Source organism: Streptomyces sp. XD-27, assembly GCF_030553055.1.
GTDB lineage: Bacteria > Actinomycetota > Actinomycetes > Streptomycetales > Streptomycetaceae > Streptomyces.
Genome location: NZ_CP130713.1, coordinates 1,309,861 through 1,324,716 on the forward strand (window position 1 = coordinate 1,309,861; position 14,856 = coordinate 1,324,716).

The 14,856-nt window shown below is 72.0% G+C and carries 10 protein-coding genes, 1 tRNA gene and 2 pseudogenes; 5 read left to right on the forward strand and 8 right to left on the reverse strand.

All coding sequences use genetic code 11. The features are described from left to right. Positions 1-9 precede the first annotated feature (9 nt). Together Q3Y56_RS05610 and Q3Y56_RS05615 are read right to left on the reverse strand one after the other, a co-directional pair. Positions 10-798 carry a ferritin-like domain-containing protein gene (locus Q3Y56_RS05610; protein ID WP_304460854.1) on the reverse strand — a complete coding sequence of 263 codons (789 nt, stop codon included), beginning with the start codon at positions 796-798 and terminating at the stop codon, positions 10-12. A 305-nt stretch (positions 799-1,103) separates the two neighbouring features. Next, a complete protein-coding gene (locus Q3Y56_RS05615; protein ID WP_304460855.1) occupies positions 1,104-2,153 on the reverse strand; it encodes an LLM class F420-dependent oxidoreductase in 1,050 nt (349 codons plus the stop codon). Positions 2,154-2,280: 127 nt separating this feature from the next. On the opposite strand from Q3Y56_RS05615, the gene Q3Y56_RS05620 reads away from it, so the two are divergent. Together Q3Y56_RS05620 and Q3Y56_RS05625 are read left to right on the forward strand one after the other, a co-directional pair. Further along, positions 2,281-3,264 carry an aldo/keto reductase gene (locus tag Q3Y56_RS05620; protein ID WP_304460856.1) on the forward strand — a complete coding sequence of 328 codons (984 nt, stop codon included), beginning with the start codon at positions 2,281-2,283 and terminating at the stop codon, positions 3,262-3,264. Then, positions 3,261-6,083, forward strand: coding sequence for a helix-hairpin-helix domain-containing protein (locus Q3Y56_RS05625; RefSeq protein ID WP_304460857.1), 2,823 nt, complete (start codon positions 3,261-3,263; stop codon positions 6,081-6,083). Before Q3Y56_RS05620 ends, Q3Y56_RS05625 begins: the two co-directional genes overlap by 4 nt. Before the next feature lie 333 nt (positions 6,084-6,416). Here Q3Y56_RS05625 and Q3Y56_RS05630 read toward each other — a convergent pair. After that, a pseudogene (locus Q3Y56_RS05630) lies at positions 6,417-7,105 on the reverse strand (hypothetical protein). A gap of 47 nt (positions 7,106-7,152) precedes the next feature. Between Q3Y56_RS05630 and Q3Y56_RS05635 the strand changes: the two are divergent. Beyond that, positions 7,153-7,341, forward strand: a complete 189-nt coding sequence (locus Q3Y56_RS05635) for a DUF5703 family protein (protein ID WP_018537156.1) — start codon at positions 7,153-7,155, stop codon at positions 7,339-7,341. 241 nt (positions 7,342-7,582) lie between these two features. Here Q3Y56_RS05635 and Q3Y56_RS05640 read toward each other — a convergent pair whose 3' ends face one another. From Q3Y56_RS05640 to Q3Y56_RS05650, 3 genes and pseudogenes are all read right to left on the reverse strand, one after another. Continuing rightward, entirely contained in the window at positions 7,583-8,404 is an 822-nt protein-coding gene (locus Q3Y56_RS05640) for a chaplin (RefSeq protein ID WP_369696714.1), read from the reverse strand. 165 nt (positions 8,405-8,569) lie between these two features. Next, positions 8,570-8,674 (reverse strand): annotated as a pseudogene (locus Q3Y56_RS05645) (chaplin); the annotation flags it as partial. 151 nt (positions 8,675-8,825) lie between these two features. Continuing rightward, a complete protein-coding gene (locus Q3Y56_RS05650; protein WP_304460859.1) occupies positions 8,826-10,163 on the reverse strand; it encodes a M20/M25/M40 family metallo-hydrolase in 1,338 nt (445 codons plus the stop codon). A 224-nt stretch (positions 10,164-10,387) separates the two neighbouring features. Between Q3Y56_RS05650 and Q3Y56_RS05655 the strand changes: the two genes are divergently transcribed. After that, positions 10,388-10,472 (forward strand) — tRNA-Leu (locus Q3Y56_RS05655). Positions 10,473-10,545: 73 nt separating this feature from the next. Here Q3Y56_RS05655 and Q3Y56_RS05660 read toward each other — a convergent pair. Both Q3Y56_RS05660 and Q3Y56_RS05665 read right to left on the reverse strand, forming a co-directional pair. After that, positions 10,546-12,126: an amidohydrolase gene (locus Q3Y56_RS05660; protein WP_304460860.1), complete on the reverse strand. Its 1,581-nt coding sequence runs from the start codon at positions 12,124-12,126 to the stop codon at positions 10,546-10,548. Between the two features lie 109 nt (positions 12,127-12,235). Next, positions 12,236-13,588 carry a lysine N(6)-hydroxylase/L-ornithine N(5)-oxygenase family protein gene (locus Q3Y56_RS05665; protein WP_304460861.1) on the reverse strand — a complete coding sequence of 451 codons (1,353 nt, stop codon included), beginning with the start codon at positions 13,586-13,588 and terminating at the stop codon, positions 12,236-12,238. A 245-nt stretch (positions 13,589-13,833) separates the two neighbouring features. Between Q3Y56_RS05665 and Q3Y56_RS05670 the strand changes: the two genes are divergently transcribed. Next, positions 13,834-14,781 (forward strand): methionyl-tRNA formyltransferase, encoded by a 948-nt coding sequence (locus Q3Y56_RS05670; protein ID WP_304460862.1) that lies wholly within the window; start codon positions 13,834-13,836, stop codon positions 14,779-14,781. Positions 14,782-14,856: the final 75 nt, after the last annotated feature.

Sequence of the window (14,856 nt, forward strand, 5' to 3'; positions counted from 1 at the left end):
GGACCGCGGTCAGGCGAACTCCGGAGCCGTCGTGGCCGGGCCGCCCAGCGCGTCGAGCCGTTCCGGCATCCGCAGCGTCACCATCCGCCGCCACCCGGCGAAGCGCTCGACGGCGTACGCGGCGCGGATGCCCGCGGCGAGCACCGCCGCCTTGGCGCGCGGCCAGCCGAGGATGCGGCCCATATGGGCCATCACCGCGAGGCTGACGTCGCGGTAGACCTCGATCTCGGTCAGCGCCGCCTCGCGCAGGGTGGCCTGGATGAGCCGTCCGTGCCCGGCGGCGGCCAGGCGCAGCAGTTCCTCGTGGCAGTAGGCGAGGTGGTTGTCCTCGTCATGGGAGATCATCTTGACCGCGCGCCCGATGTCGGGATGGTTCCCGAAGTGCTTCCGCAGCAGCCGCATCTGGGCGGAGGCGCGTTCCTCGGTGACCCGGCTGTGGGCGAGGTAGATGACGATGTCGTGTTCGGTGAGCGGCTCGTCGCGGCGGAGCTTGTCGTGCGCGAGGCCGATGCCGCGCGCTTCCAGGAGCATCGTGTAGTCGGCCTCGCGCGGCACCTCGACCGGCTCCAGTGAGCGCTTGCGCAGCAGGGCGTTGAAGATCCTGCCGTGCTTGTCCTCGTCCGCCCCGTGTCGCGCGATCTTGGGCGCGAGCGCACGCTGGCTGTCCGGCACCAGGGCGGCGATCCGGCCGTTCTCCCAACCGCCCTGGGCCTCGCCGCTGGCCGCGATGGAGCAGAAGAGCTGGAACGAGTGGTCGTTGTCGAGGATCTCCTGGAAGAGACTTTTCGCCGAGAGCACCACAGCCACCTCCGTGCATGACGTTCCAGAAGAATCAGTCAAATGCCCGCATCGAGAGGCGGCAACAGGGAGGCCCGCCGGGTCGGCCGAACGGCGGATCCGGCGGGCGGGTGTGCGTAAGGCGCGGCGCGTAACCGCGGCGGGCGGGGCGGCGTTGTGCTGCGTGACGGCCGTGGCGGGGAAGACCCCCGAGCCCCCACCACGGCCGCAGAGCTTGCGCCGCGCGTCGTGCGGCGGCGGACACTCCGGCCCGTTGTTCCGCGCGCGGCGCGCCGGTCCGTTGTTCCGCGCGGCGCGGCGGTCTGTCAGGCCAGACCGGCGCGCTCCAGCGCCGCCACGCCCGCCCGCAGGCCGGCCACCCGCTCCTCCAGCGTGAAGCCCGCCGGAGTCAGGGACAGGGTGGTGACCCCCGCCTCGGCGTACGCCTGCATACGGTCGGCGACGCGCTCGACGGGGCCGAGCAGCGCGGTGGAGTCGATCAGCTCGTGCGGTACGGCGGCGGCGGCGCCGTTCTTGTCACCGGACAGGTACTTCTCCTGGATCTCGGCGGCCTCCTTCTCGTACCCCATGCGCCGCGCGAGCTGGTTGTAGAAGTTCTGCTTGGCGCTGCCCATGCCGCCCACGTAGAGCGCGGTGTACGGCCGGAACTGGTCGGCCAGGGCGCCGACGTCCTCGCCGAGCGCGAGCGGCACGGTCGGCACCACGTCGAAGCCGTCCAGGTCCTTGCCCGCCTTCGCCCGGCCGGCGCGCAGGGAGCCGAGCGTGGTCTCCTCCGCGTGCTCGGGGGCGAAGAAGAGGAGCAGCGCGCCGTCGGCGATCTCGCCGGTCTGCTCCAGGTTCTTGGGGCCCATGGCGGCGATGTACAGCGGGATGTGCTCGCGCACCGGGTGCACGGTGAGCTTGATCGGCTTGCCGGGGCCGCCGGGCAGCGGGAGGGTCCAGTGGGCGCCCTCGTGGGTCAGCCGCTCACGTGACATCGCCTTGCGGACGATCTCCACGTACTCACGGGTGCGGGCGAGCGGCTTGTCGAACTTCGTCCCGTACCAGCCCTCCGAGACCTGCGGGCCGGAGACCCCGAGGCCGAGGCGGAAGCGGCCGCCGGAGAGGGAGTCGAGGGTGGCGGCGGTCATGGCGGTCATCGCGGGGGTACGGGCCGGGATCTGGAAGATCGCGGAACCCACGTCGATCCGCTCCGTCTGGGCAGCCACCCAGGAGAGCACCGTCGCGGCGTCGGAGCCGTAGGCCTCGGCGGCCCAGCAGACCGAGTAGCCGAGCTTGTCGGCCTCGCGGGCGACCGCGAGGTTGTCCGCGTCCATCCCGGCGCCCCAGTAGCCGAGATTGATTCCGAGCTTCATGCAGCTCCCCTTACCGAGCAGTAACGTCCCTGTTCCGGGGACTCTAGCGCGCGGTGCGGGGATACGTCAGTGTCACGTTATCCACAGGCCGCCACGGCCCTTCGGGAGCCAAGTAATCTCATCGCCCATGGAGTCAAGGCACCTCGGCCGTACGGGTCTGCGCGTCTCCCGGATCGGGCTCGGCACGCTCACCTGGGGACGGGACACGGACGAACACGACGCGGCCGACCAGCTCAAGGCGTTCTGGGACGCCGGCGGGACGCTGGTCGACACCGCCGACGTGTACGCCGACGGCGGTGCCGAGTACCTCCTGGGCCAGCTGCTCGAAGACCTCATACCGCGCCGGGACCTGGTCATCGCCACCAAGGCGGGCAGCGTCCCGGATCCCGAGCGGCGTTTCGACGGCTCGCGCGGCCATCTGCTGGACGCGCTGGACGCGTCGCTGGCGCGGCTCGGGACGGATTACGTGGACCTGTGGCAGGTGCACGCCTTCGACCCGCTCACCCCGCTCGAGGAGACGCTCCAGGCTCTGGACATCGCGGTCAGCAGCGGGCGGGCGCGCTACGTGGGCGTGTCCAACTTCTGCGGCTGGCAGCTGGCCAAGGCCGCCACCTGGCAACTCGCCGCACCCGGCGCGCACACCAGGCTCGCCAGCACGCAGATGGAGTACTCGCTGCTGCAGCGCGGCGTCGAGCGGGAAGTGCTCCCCGCGGCGCTGGACCTGGGGCTGGGGCTGCTGCCGTCCTCCCCGCTCGGCCGAGGGGTGCTGACGGGCAAGTACCGGCACACCACCCCCACCGACTCGCGCGGGGCGTCCGAGCACCTGGCGCCGTTCGTGGCCCCGTACCTGGACGAGGAGGCGAGCCGGATCGTCGACGCCGTCGCGACGGCCGCCGACGGCCTGGCGACGACGGCGCTGCAGGTGGCACTGGCCTGGGTGCGGGACCGGCCGGGCGTCACCGCCCCGATCGTCGGCGCACGCAACGCGCAGCAGCTCAGAGCGGCGTTGTCAGCGGAGGCCCTTACGCTTCCCCACGAGATCTGCCAGGCGCTGGACGACGTGTCGGCGCCCGTGCACCGCTATCCCGATCAGGACTGGAGCACCCTGTGAGTACCGACCACCTCGCCGGCGAGGCCGCCACCGCGCCCGAGGAGGAGCCCGTGCCCGATCCGGACCCCGCGACGGGGACGGAACCCCGGGCCGCGGCCGGGGGTGAGACCCCGATCGAGGGTGCGGCCCCTGTCCTGGCCGCAGTCGGCGGAGACAATGCGGCGGAGGATGCCTCTGCGGCACCCGACGGCGCCGGGGCGGCGAGCAGCGGAGGCGTAAACGAAGGCGCCGGGGAAGTGGGCGCCGGCGCCGCGGGCCCGGCGGGTGGCCCCGCGGCCGGTTCGGCCGAGGGCAGCGGGGCTGCCGAGGCCGCCGGGCCTGCCGCAGACACCGCGTCCACCGAAGCCACCAGGTCTGCCGCAGACACCGGGGCCGCCGAAGCCACCAGGTCTGCCGCAGACACCGGATCCGCCGAAGCCACCGAGCCTGCCGCAGACACCGGGGCCGCTGAGAGCCCCGAGCCTGCCGAGAGCCTCCGGCCCGCCGCTGCCACCGGATCCGCCGAGGGGGCGCGGTCCACGGGCTCCGCCGGGACCCCGGCCGGTGCGGCGGAGGCGACCGGGAGCGGCCGTAAGAGGTCGGCCGCCGCGGAGGCCCTGGCCGCCGCCGTGCGGGCAGTGGAGAGCGGCGAGCGATCGGCGGCGTCGTTCTTCACCGAGCAGGCGCCGGCTCGGCCCGCCCAGCCCCGGCGCGCCGCGGGCGCGCAGCCCGGCGGGTCCATCGCGGGGACACCGGGCGGTCCAGGCTCCGGTGGTCGGCCTGGGCCCGCGCCGACCGGCTCTGGGCCGCATGCCGCCACCGGGCCGGGCTCCGCCACTGGGCCGGATGCCGGTTCCGGGCGGTCGGCCGTCGGGGGCGGCCCGGCCGCGCCGCGTCCGCACGGCGGCGGCCCGCTGCCCACCCTGCCCCCTCGGCCGGCACTCGGCGACGCCGCGGGCATCCGGGAGGTGCTCGCCGCGGGCGGCGCGCCTGAGCAGTTCGCGGTGCCGGTCGCCGAGGCACTCGGCGAGCAGGCCGCCGAGGCACTCCGCGAGGACCCCTGGCGGCTGCTCGCCGTCCCCGGTGTCCGCCCTGAACAGGCGGACTCGTTCGCGCGGGCGCTGCTCGGCGCGGCCTGCGGACCGGGCGACGAGCGCCGGGCCCAGGCCCTCATCGGCTGGCTGCTGGAGCGGTCCGCCCTCGAAGGGCACACCGCGCTCGCGGCCTCCGCGGTGCGCGAGGCGCTGGCGAAGCGAGCCGTGCCGGATCCGGACGAGGCGCTGCGTACCGCGATCGGCGACGGCGGCGTGCTGGTCTTCCACGACGCGATCGGCGGCCCGGGAGGCACCAAGCCGGGCTCGGACGAGGACGACGAGGCGCCGCCGGTGCGGGTGCTGCTGGGGCTGGACCGGTACGCCCTCGCCGAGGAGAGCCTCGCAGACGGCCTGACCCGGCTGGTCAACACCTTCGGACAGGGCGGCGCGGCCGCATCCGGCGGCACGGGCGCATCGAGCGACGGGGCCGCGCCGGGCGAGGACGAGCGGGCTGCGGACCAGGCCGAGCCGGCGGCGGGCGGCCGGCGCGGCGACGGCCGTCCCGGCACCTCGGGTGGGTCGGAGGACGCCTGGTCGGCGGCGGCCGCCGCCGCGCCGTCCCCGTCCGCCGCCGAGCTGATCCGCGCGGCCGCCGGTCACGGTCTGGTCGCCCACAGCGGCGGCGAGGCGGCGCGCGCCGAACCCGCCGCCCTGGTCGCCGCGGCCCGCGCGCTGGGCCTGCGGGCGTACGCGGCCGCGCACAGCCACGACGGCAGGCAGCGGCTGGCCGCGGCCCTGGACGGGATGCGCGACGCGTCGCGGGACGCGGGCGCGCCGGACGCCGACGAGCCGGTGGCGCTCACCGTCACCGGGCTGCTGTCCGGCCGGGAAGGGCCCGGGCGGGACGAGGACGGCGCGCTCGCGCTCGACCTGCTCGCCGTTCTGGACGCTCCGCAGCTCGACGTGGAGACCGCGGCGATGCTGGTGGAATCGCTGCCGGACGGTGCCCGGCTGGTGCTCAGCGGCGACCCGGGGGTGCTCGCGTCGGCCGGTCCGGGCCGGGTCTTCGCGGATCTGCTGGCGGCCCGCAGCTGTCCGCAGGTCGTCTCCCGTACGCCGGATCCCGGCCCGATCGGGGAGCTGGTGTCGGGGATCGGCATCGGAGAGCTGAACCAGGTCGAGGCACCCGGCAAGGAGGTCGTGATCGTCCCCGTGCGCGACGCCGGGGAAGCGGTGCACCGGACGGTGCAGCTCGTCGCCGACTCGGTGCCGCGGGCGATCGGCGTACCGCCGGAGCTGACCCAGGTCATCACCCCGGGGCACGGCGGGGCGGCCGGGACCCGGGCGCTCAACGCGGCGCTGAAAGAACGGCTGAATCCCGGCCCCGGCCGGTTCGGCGGGTTCGACCCGGGCGACCGTGTGGTGTACGTCCCGGCGCCGGGGCGTGCCGTGCCGGGCACCGTGGTCTCCGCGGACGCCGCGGGACTCCACCTGGACTGCGCGGGCGGGGCGGTGACCGTACCGCGCGAGCGCGTCGGCGACGCCGTGCGGCACGGCTGGGCCGTCACGGCGCACCAGGCGGGTGGGACGCGCTGGCCCGCGGCCGTGGTGGTACTGCCGGGCGACGCGACGGCGGGCCTGACCCGTGCCTGGGTCTACACCGCGTTCAGTCGCGGCGAGCGCCACCTGTCCGTGGTGCACGGCGCGGACGAGGCGCTGCCCCAAGCGGTCGCACACGTCCCGGCCGCGGACCGGACCACCCGGCTGCGGTCGCTGCTGGAGGCGCAGCGCCAGCCCGCCGGGTGACCGGTCCCGCTCACCGGTGATGCCCGCCGGTCACGTCCCCGCAGGCGGGCGGACGCGACCGGCGGTGAGTCGCCGTACGCGCGCGCGTGCGGCCGGTGCCGGATCCGTACTCCGGACGTGAGTGGTGCCGTACCCGCCCCGGACAGCGGCGGGCGCCGCACCCCGCCCCGACCGGTGCCGGATCCGTACCCGGGCGCGACCAGCGGCGGATGCCGTACGCCGAGCCGGCCGGTGGCTGATCCCGTACACCACCGAAGGCGAGGGCCAGGGGCGGGGTCGGGGTCGGGGCGGCCCCCGGAATCGCGTCCCGCGAAATCGCGGCCCGGAGGCGGCTCAGCCTCCGGGGCCCAGCACCTCCAGGTCGTCCTCGTCCGCGTCGTCATCCTCGCTGTCGAGTTCCCGGTCGAAGACCTCACTGACATCGAACCGGCACACGACCCGCTGCGGGTCCACCTGGTCGAACGGTGCCGTCAGCCACTCCCCCGGCTCGGCGAGATCGTCCGCCGCGGCCACCCACAGGGTCGAGTCGCCCTCTTCCAGCCCGAACTCCTTGTGCCGAGAGGCGATCTCGTCCGGCTCGTACTCGCCGAACAACACACCGAGCGCCGCGTGCACGCTGCTCCCGGCGGAACCCCCGGACCGCCGGAGGCACCGTTGCCCGGACTCGCGTCCGGATCGAGGTCGGCGACCCGCTGGGCCTGCGACATCAGCCGCTGCGGTTCCAGGACCGCGTAGTCCCGGCGGATCAGCACGCTCAGGGCGCTGGGTTCCTCCGGCCCCGCGTAGGCGGGCATGCTGCCGTCGCCGGGGATCTCGAAGGGGGTGACCTCGTCGTAGGCGTCGTAGAGCAGCTCGTCATACGCCTCGGCTGCCGCCGCCAGCTCGTTGAACGCGGCGTAGACGGCCGGGTCGTCCTCGCCCGACCGCCGTTCGACAGCGTCGAGGTGGCGGTCCAGCGCGGCTTTCACCGCTTCGGCGGCGGCGCGTACCTCGGCAGCGGATGGCTGCGCAGCATCAGACATAGTGCAGACGCTATCCGTATCGGGGCAGTTCCCGCACAATAGATGCGATGCCGGAATACGAATTCTGTGATGTGTACGTGCCGAGGGGTGTCTCGCGCAAGGCTGCCACTCGCCTGCTGACCGACCACGCCGAGTACGGACACTGGGAGTTGGACCGACTGCGGCTGAACCCTGACGGCAGCCGCAGAGTGCGGCTGCGACGTCGGATCATCCGCCAGCTGCGTGCCACCTGGTAGGACGCTCACCCCGGTCCCGGTGAGGGACCGGTCCTGGTGAGGGACCGGTGCTGGTAAGGGAAGAGCGGGCCCCGCGGATACGGAGCCCGCTCTGTGCCGTGCCGGTGCGGCGCTCAGCGCCGCCGTCCTCGGGCGTGCGGCCGCACTCAGGCGTGCGGCCGGATTCCGGCAGGCCGCCGTGCTACGGCGTGCGGCCGGGCCGCGGCGTCATTCCGGGCCGCGGGAGGCATGGCGACGGCGCTTACTGCTGCTGAGCGCGGGCGCGGCGGAAGAGCACCGCGCCGGCCAGCAGCATGCCCGCGCCGGCGGGGAGGAGTACGCCCACCGCCGGACCGGCACCGGTCTCCGCGAGCTGCTCGGATCCCACCAGCTGCGGCCCGGTGCTGCCCGTGTTCCCCGACGTCCCGCCGCGGCGGCCCTTCGAGTCATCCGAGCCGTGCGAGCTGCCCGAGCCGTCCGAGCTGTCCGAGTCGTCGGAGGACTTCGGCGGCATCGGGGTCTTCGGGTGGTGCGGCTTGGGCTTGCCCTTACCCTTGCCGTGCCCGTGCGAACCGGACTTTCCGGCGTTGTTCTTGCAGTCGCCGCCCAGCGCGGTGTTGGCGAGCGTGATGACATCGACGGTGTTGCCGCAGACGTTCACCGGAGCATTGATCGGCACCTGCACGGTGTTGCCGGAGAGGACGCCGGGCGAACCGTGCGTGCCGCCCTTGGCGACGGCGCCGCCCTGCGAACCGCTGCCCTTCGCGTGGCCGCCCTTCGAGCCGCCGCCGCGCCCCTTGCCCGGGTTCGACTTGCCGCCCTTGCCGCCCTTGCCGGCATGGGATCCGCCGGCCTTGGCCCCGCCGCCGCTGTTGCTGCAGTTGGCGCCCGCCGAGGGGTTGAGCACACCGATCACGTCGACGGTGTTCCCGCAGACGTTCACCGGCACGTTGACCGGGACCTGGATCGAATTGCCGGACGCGACGCCCGGCGAGTTCGAAGCGGTGGCCCCACCGGCGCCCGAGCCCGCGTGGGCATAGCCGGCGGCCGCGGCGAGCACACTCCCCGCTGCCGCAACGGTCATCAGACTATTTCTCGCAACCTGACGCATGGGTCGTTCCTCTGCCTTACCTCGTACTGAAATACGCGCGGGCAGAGCGCCCGTGCGTAGAACCTGAGGAGTCCCGGAGCACGCGGCGCGCACTCCGGGACCGCCCGGGATCACACCCCTAGGGGTTGTGACGCAACGTCACTCGTTGGTGCAGGTGTGACCGAAGGTGGGATTGACCAGCGCGATCAGGTCGATCGTGTTGCCGCACAGGCGCATCGGAACATGCACAGGCACCTGGATGACGACCTTCCCGATCACCAATTCCTCCTTGTCACACAGCGCGCGACCGCACACCTCGGGCCGCACTCCCTGTAACGAGGAGGGGTTAATCAGGCTACGAAACGACGCCCCCATTCACCCGTTCCGGCTAATCTCGGCAAAACGTGAGCTTTGTTCAGCAATTGTCCAGGAAACGGTCGAGCACCCGCACGCCGAACTTCAGCCCGTCGACCGGCACCCGCTCGTCCACACCGTGGAACATGCCCGCGAAGTCCAGCTCCGGCGGCAGCTTCAGCGGCGCGAACCCGAAGCAGCGGATCCCGAGGTCGTCGAAGGACTTGGCGTCCGTGCCGCCCGAGAGGCAGTACGGAACGGCACGGGCGATCGGGTCCTCCGCCTTGAGCGCCGCCTGCATCGCGTCGACCAGGGCACCGTCGAAGCTCGTCTCCAGCGCCTTGTCCGCGTGCACGTCCTCCCGCCGGACCCGCGGCCCGAGGATCCGGTCGAGATCGGCGAGGAACTCTTCCTCGTAACCGGGCAGGAACCTTCCGTCGACATGCGCGGTGGCCTGCCCCGGGATGACGTTGACCTTGTACCCGGCGCCGAGCATGGTCGGCGCGGCGGTGTTCTGCAGGGTGGCGCCGATGATCTTCGCGATGCCCCCCAGCTTGGCGAGCGTCTCGTCCATGTTCTCGGGGTCGAGCGGGGTGCCCAGCGCGTCCGACAGCTCGTCCAGGAAGGACCGCACGGTCTTGGTGACCCGGACCGGGAACTTGTGCCGGCCGAGCCGGGCCACCGCCTCGCTCAGCTCCGTGATCGCGTTGTCGGTGTTGGTCATCGACCCGTGCCCCGCGGTGCCCTCCACCGTGAGCCGCATCCAGTGCATGCCCTTCTGGGCGGTCTCGACCAGATAGAGCCTCAGGTTCTCGTTGACCGTGAAGGAGAACCCGCCGACCTCGCCGATCGCCTCCGTGACCCCCTCGAAGAGATCCGGGTGCTCGTTGACCAGGTGCCGCGCCCCGTACACCCCGCCGGCCTCCTCGTCGGCGAGGAACGCCAGCACGATGTCCCGCGGCGGCTTGCGGCCGCTGCGCAGCCGGTCCCGCACGACCGCGAGGGTCATCGCGTCCATGTCCTTCATGTCGACGGCGCCCCGCCCCCACACGCACCCGTCGGCGATCTCCCCGGAGAAGGGATGGTGCGTCCAGTCGTGCGCGTTGGCCGGTACGACGTCGGTGTGCCCGTGGATGAGCAGCGCGGGCCGGGACGGGTCCTCCCCCGCGATCCGCGCCACCGTCGAGGCCCGCCCCCGGTCCGACTCGAAGATCTGCGGCTCCAGCCCGACCTCGGCGAGCTTCTCGGCCACGTACTCGGCGGCGGCACGCTCGCCGGGACCGGTGCCGTCCCCGTAGTTGCTGGTGTCGATCCGGATGAGATCGCGGCACAGATCGACGACCTCGTCCTCACCCGTGACGGCACCGCCGCGCGCCGTGGCCGAAATCGACTCACTCACACTGCCTCCTCATGGTTCGCTCCTGCGGGCCGCGCCCGCATGAACCCCAGCGGGGCCCACCCGCCATCCTCCCGCGCCCGCCCACCCAGCCCAAGGCGGCAATGCGCCCGCCACGCACGCGACACACAAGATCGTGTGCCGCCGATCGCGTGATCGAGCCGGTCCGGAAGTTTGCTATGGTTTTCCACGTCGGAACGGCCAAGGGCCGCGACGGCAGACACCTGGTCCGGGTGGCGGAATGGCAGACGCGCTAGCTTGAGGTGCTAGTGCCCTTTATCGGGCGTGGGGGTTCAAGTCCCCCCTCGGACACGCAATTGCACACATGGCGGGCGCGGGTTGTGACTCACGGGTCACGATCCGCGTTTTCGCGTTGGAGGACAGTTCACAGCGGCTTCGCCCCCTCCGTTTTACGACCGTCCACGAACGTGGCCACGACGTGGATGTCACCGATGCGCGAGGAGCTGACGCGCCGCGGGTCGTCCCCCAGCACCACCAGGTCGGCGCGCTTGCCCGGGGTGAGGCTGCCCGCGCTGTCCTCCCAGCGGCAGGCGTACGCTCCGGCGACGGTGTACGCGCGCAGGGCCTCGTCCACGGCGATGCCCTCGTCCGGACCGATCGCCTGGCCCGACGAGGATGCGCGCTCGACCATGAACTGGATGGCCCGCAGGGGTGAGCCGTCCGTGACGGGACGGTCGGAGCTGCCCACGAGGGTGATGCCGTGATCCAGGAACCCCCGACCCCGGTACATCCACGGCGCCCGCTCCTCGCCCATGATCGAGGCGTAGTCGTCGCCGAAGTAGCGCAGGAAGTTCGGCTGGATCACCGCGCTCACATCAAGCCGTGCGAAGCGCGGCAGTTGGTCGGGCCGGATCAGGCCGGCGTGTTCGATGCGGTGCCGGGCGTCCGGACGCCGCCGGATGCGTTGTGCCCGTTCCAGGGCGTCCAGGGCGAGGTCGGCAGCGCGGTCGCCGATGGCGTGGACGGCGAGCTGCCATCCGGCGAGGTGGCCGTCCACGATGGTGTCCGCGAGGCGCTCCGGGTCGTCCTGGAGCTGCCCGGTGTGTTCCATGCCGGCGTACGGGGTCGTGAGCGCGGCGGTGCGGGCCATCATGCCGCCGTCGGTGTAGATCTTGAGCGCGCCCACGGAGAGCCAGTCGTCGCCGAACCCGGTGCGCAGGCCGAGGTCCAGGGCGCGGGGGACACCGTCGGCCTCGTGGGCGGCGAGGGGCCGCAGGGCGTCGGCGGCCGCCATGAGCTGCACCCGCAGGGGCAGGCGGCCCTGATCGCGCAGTAGTTGGTAGGCGCCTGCCTCGATCGGGCTGTGGCCCAACAGGCCGCCCCCGATGCCCGCCTCGGCGCAGGCGGTGACCCCCTCGGCCAGGCACGTCCGGGCGGCGTACTCGATCGCGTCCGCGAGCTCCTCCTGGGAGTACGGCAGACGCAGCCGCCGGGCGGCGGCCATGGCGCCCTCGGCCAGGAAGCCCTCCCGGTGCGGAACGTCGGCCGGAAGCAGATCCAGGACGGCGCTGTTGACCACACAGGCGTGTCCTGAGTCGTGCATCATGAACACCTTGCGCCCATAGCTGACCTGATCCAGCTCGGCGGCAGTCAGATGGCGTCCCAGAGCTCGCTGGTCGTACCCGCCGATATCCACCCAGTCGCCGGGCGCACCTTTCCGGGAGGCGGCCTCTTCCACGACCGCGAGCACGTCCTCGACCCGCTCGCACGGTGCCACACTCGGCGCGCTCGCCTTCAGACCGGTCCAGGCCAGGTGCACATGGCTGTCGATGAACCCGGGGAGGACGGTGGCGCCCTGAAGGTCGATCACCTCGTCTGACGGAAGTGAGGCCACCGCGTCGTCCAGTCCCACGATCCGGCCGCGCCAGATGCCCAGGTCGTGGGCGAGCGGATGGTCCGGGTCCATGGTGAGGATGTTCGCGTTCGTCAGCCTCGTGGTAAGCATGGGCGGTTCCCTCCTGGAGGGTGTCGGTCACGGCGGTGTGCCCGGCCATGGCGGGGCGCTTGGGCGCGGCAGGCACAGGCCGAGGCGGCGCGCGACGTCGCGGGAACGCCTAGCGGGGCGTGCCGATCTCGTCGGCGAGCTGCCGGGCCTCGTCGGTGGCGGACTTCAGACGCCGGTCGAGGATCGACTCCAGGATCTCGCCGACCCTGATCGCGGTGTTCGACAGCAGGGACGACGTGATGCCGTGCGTGTGCTCGGTGCCGCCCTGGAGGTAGATGCCGCACCGCAGTGCGGGGTCGGTCGTGACGCGGTAGTCGCGCTCGACCCGGACCCGGCCCTCGTCGTCGCGGTGGCAGTACCCTTCGACCTCGCCGAGAAGGCCGGAGGCGTCCGCGGGCCGGTAGCCCGTGGCGTACACCACGACGTCGGCATCCAGCGGAGTCCTCTCCCCCGTGACCAGCGACTCGACCGTTGCCCGGACCCTGTCCGGGGCCTCGACCACGTCGGTGAGCCGCGACACGTTGAGGAACCGCAGCCGCTCCGTACCGAGGACCTTCTCCTGGTACGACTGGCGGTACAGGTCATCGATCAGGTCGATGTCCACCACCGAGTAGTTGGTGTTGCCGTGGTAGCCGATCAGCCTGCGCTTGGTCTCGTCCGGGGCCGTGAAGTACTCGTCGACCGCCGCGGGATCGAAGATACGGTTGGCGAAGCCGCTGTCGTCGGCCGGGCTGTAGCCATAGCGGGAGAAGACCGCGCAGACCTCGGCCTCGGGGAAGCGCCGGTGGAGGTACGCCACGTTCTCGGCGGCGCTCTGGCCGGCGCCGACCACGATGAAGCGGGACGGGCCGGTGCCTTCCAGGCTGTCCACCCGTGTCAGCAGGTCGGAGTTGTGCCAGACCCGGTCCGTTCGCCGGACGCCCGCCGGCATGTACGGCCGCAGGCCCGTGCCGATCACGAGATTGCGGGCCCGGTGGACCACCGATTCCGATCCCGAACGGGACGTCACATCCACGTACTCCACGGCTCCGTCGCGCATGACGGGCCGCACGGCGACCACCTCGTGCCCGTAGGACACCATGTCGTCGACCTTCGCCGCGGCCCACTCGAAGTAGTCGTGGAACTCCACCCGCAGGGGGAACAGGTTCTTCTGGTTGATGAAGTCGATCAGTCGCCCCTCGCTCTGCAGGTAGCACAGGAAGCTGAACTCGCTGGCCGGGTTGCGCAGCGTCACCAGGTCCTTGAGGAAGGACACTTGCATGGTCGCGTCGTCGAACAGCATGCCGCGGTGCCAGCCGAAGCGCGGCTGCCGCTCGAAGAAGTGAGCAGTGACCGCCTCCTGCCTCCCGATGCGTGCGTTGTGCTCACTGAGCGCTATCGCCATGGCCACGTTGGACGGCCCGAAGCCGATGCCTATGAGGTCGTGGATCACCGGTGCGTCGCCAGGAAGAGCCTGTGACATGTCACTCCATCGTGCGGGCAGCGCCTGTCAGGCGTCGAAGAGCGTCGGGAGGAGGGCACGCCGACGAGCGGCGCCCCAGCGGAACTTAGGCAAAGCTAACCTGATCCGACCAACCTGTCGACACGTCAAAAACAGATAGGTCGTCGTTCACGACGGCAACCGCACTGGGGATCGGGCTCGTTGCACCCTTAGGTAAGGCTTGCTTTACTTGGCCCTGATCGATCGCTCTTCAGAGGAGGAACCCGATGCGGGTCGTCATGTTCGGATATCAGACCTGGGGCCACCGCACCCTGCAAGCGCTCCTGGACTCCGAGCACGACGTGGTGATGGTCGTGACCCACCCCAAGAGCGAGCACGCCTACGAGAAGATCTGGAGCGACTCGGTCGCCGACCTCGCCTCAGAGCACGGCGTTCCGGTACTGATCCGCAACCGCCCGGACGACGAGGAACTGTTCGAGCGGCTCAAGGACGCCGACCCGGACATCATCGTGGCCAACAACTGGCGGACGTGGATTCCCCCGCGGATCTTCAACCTGCCCCGCCGCGGCACGCTCAACGTCCATGACTCGCTCCTGCCCGCATACGCCGGCTTCTCCCCGCTGATCTGGGCCCTGATCAACGGCGAGCCCGAAGTGGGCGTCACCGCACACATGATGAACGACGAGCTCGACGCCGGTGACATCGTGCTCCAGCGGGCCGTGACGGTCGGGCCGACGGACACGGCCACCGATCTGTTCCACAAGACCGTCGACCTCATCGCCCCGGTCACGACCGGCGCGCTCGGCCTCATCGCCTCCGGACAGACGGAGTTCACCCAGCAGGACCGGTCAAAGGCGAGCTTCTTCCACAAGCGGTCCGAAGACGACATCCGGTTCGACTGGAACTGGCCCGCACAAGACCTGGAGCGCCTGGTCCGGGCCCAGTCCGCCCCGTACCCGAGCGCGTTCACCTTCCACCAGGGCAAGCGTCTGGAGGTCCTGGCCGCGGTCGTGTCCCAGGGCCGTTACGGCGGTACTCCCGGCCGCATCTTCTACCGCGAGGGTGACGGGGTGGTGGTCGTCGCCGGAGCCGACGCGCGCAGGGGGCGCAACCACGGCCTGGCCATCACGCGCGTACGCACCGAGGACGGCCGCGAGATGCCCGCGACCGATTACTTCACCTCGATGGGCGGCTACCTCACCAGCCGTCCCTGACGAGCTGCGTTCCGCCGACTGATCCACCGGTGCCCCGCCATGGCCCCGGGGCACCGGTCGTCGCCGCCGTGCGGA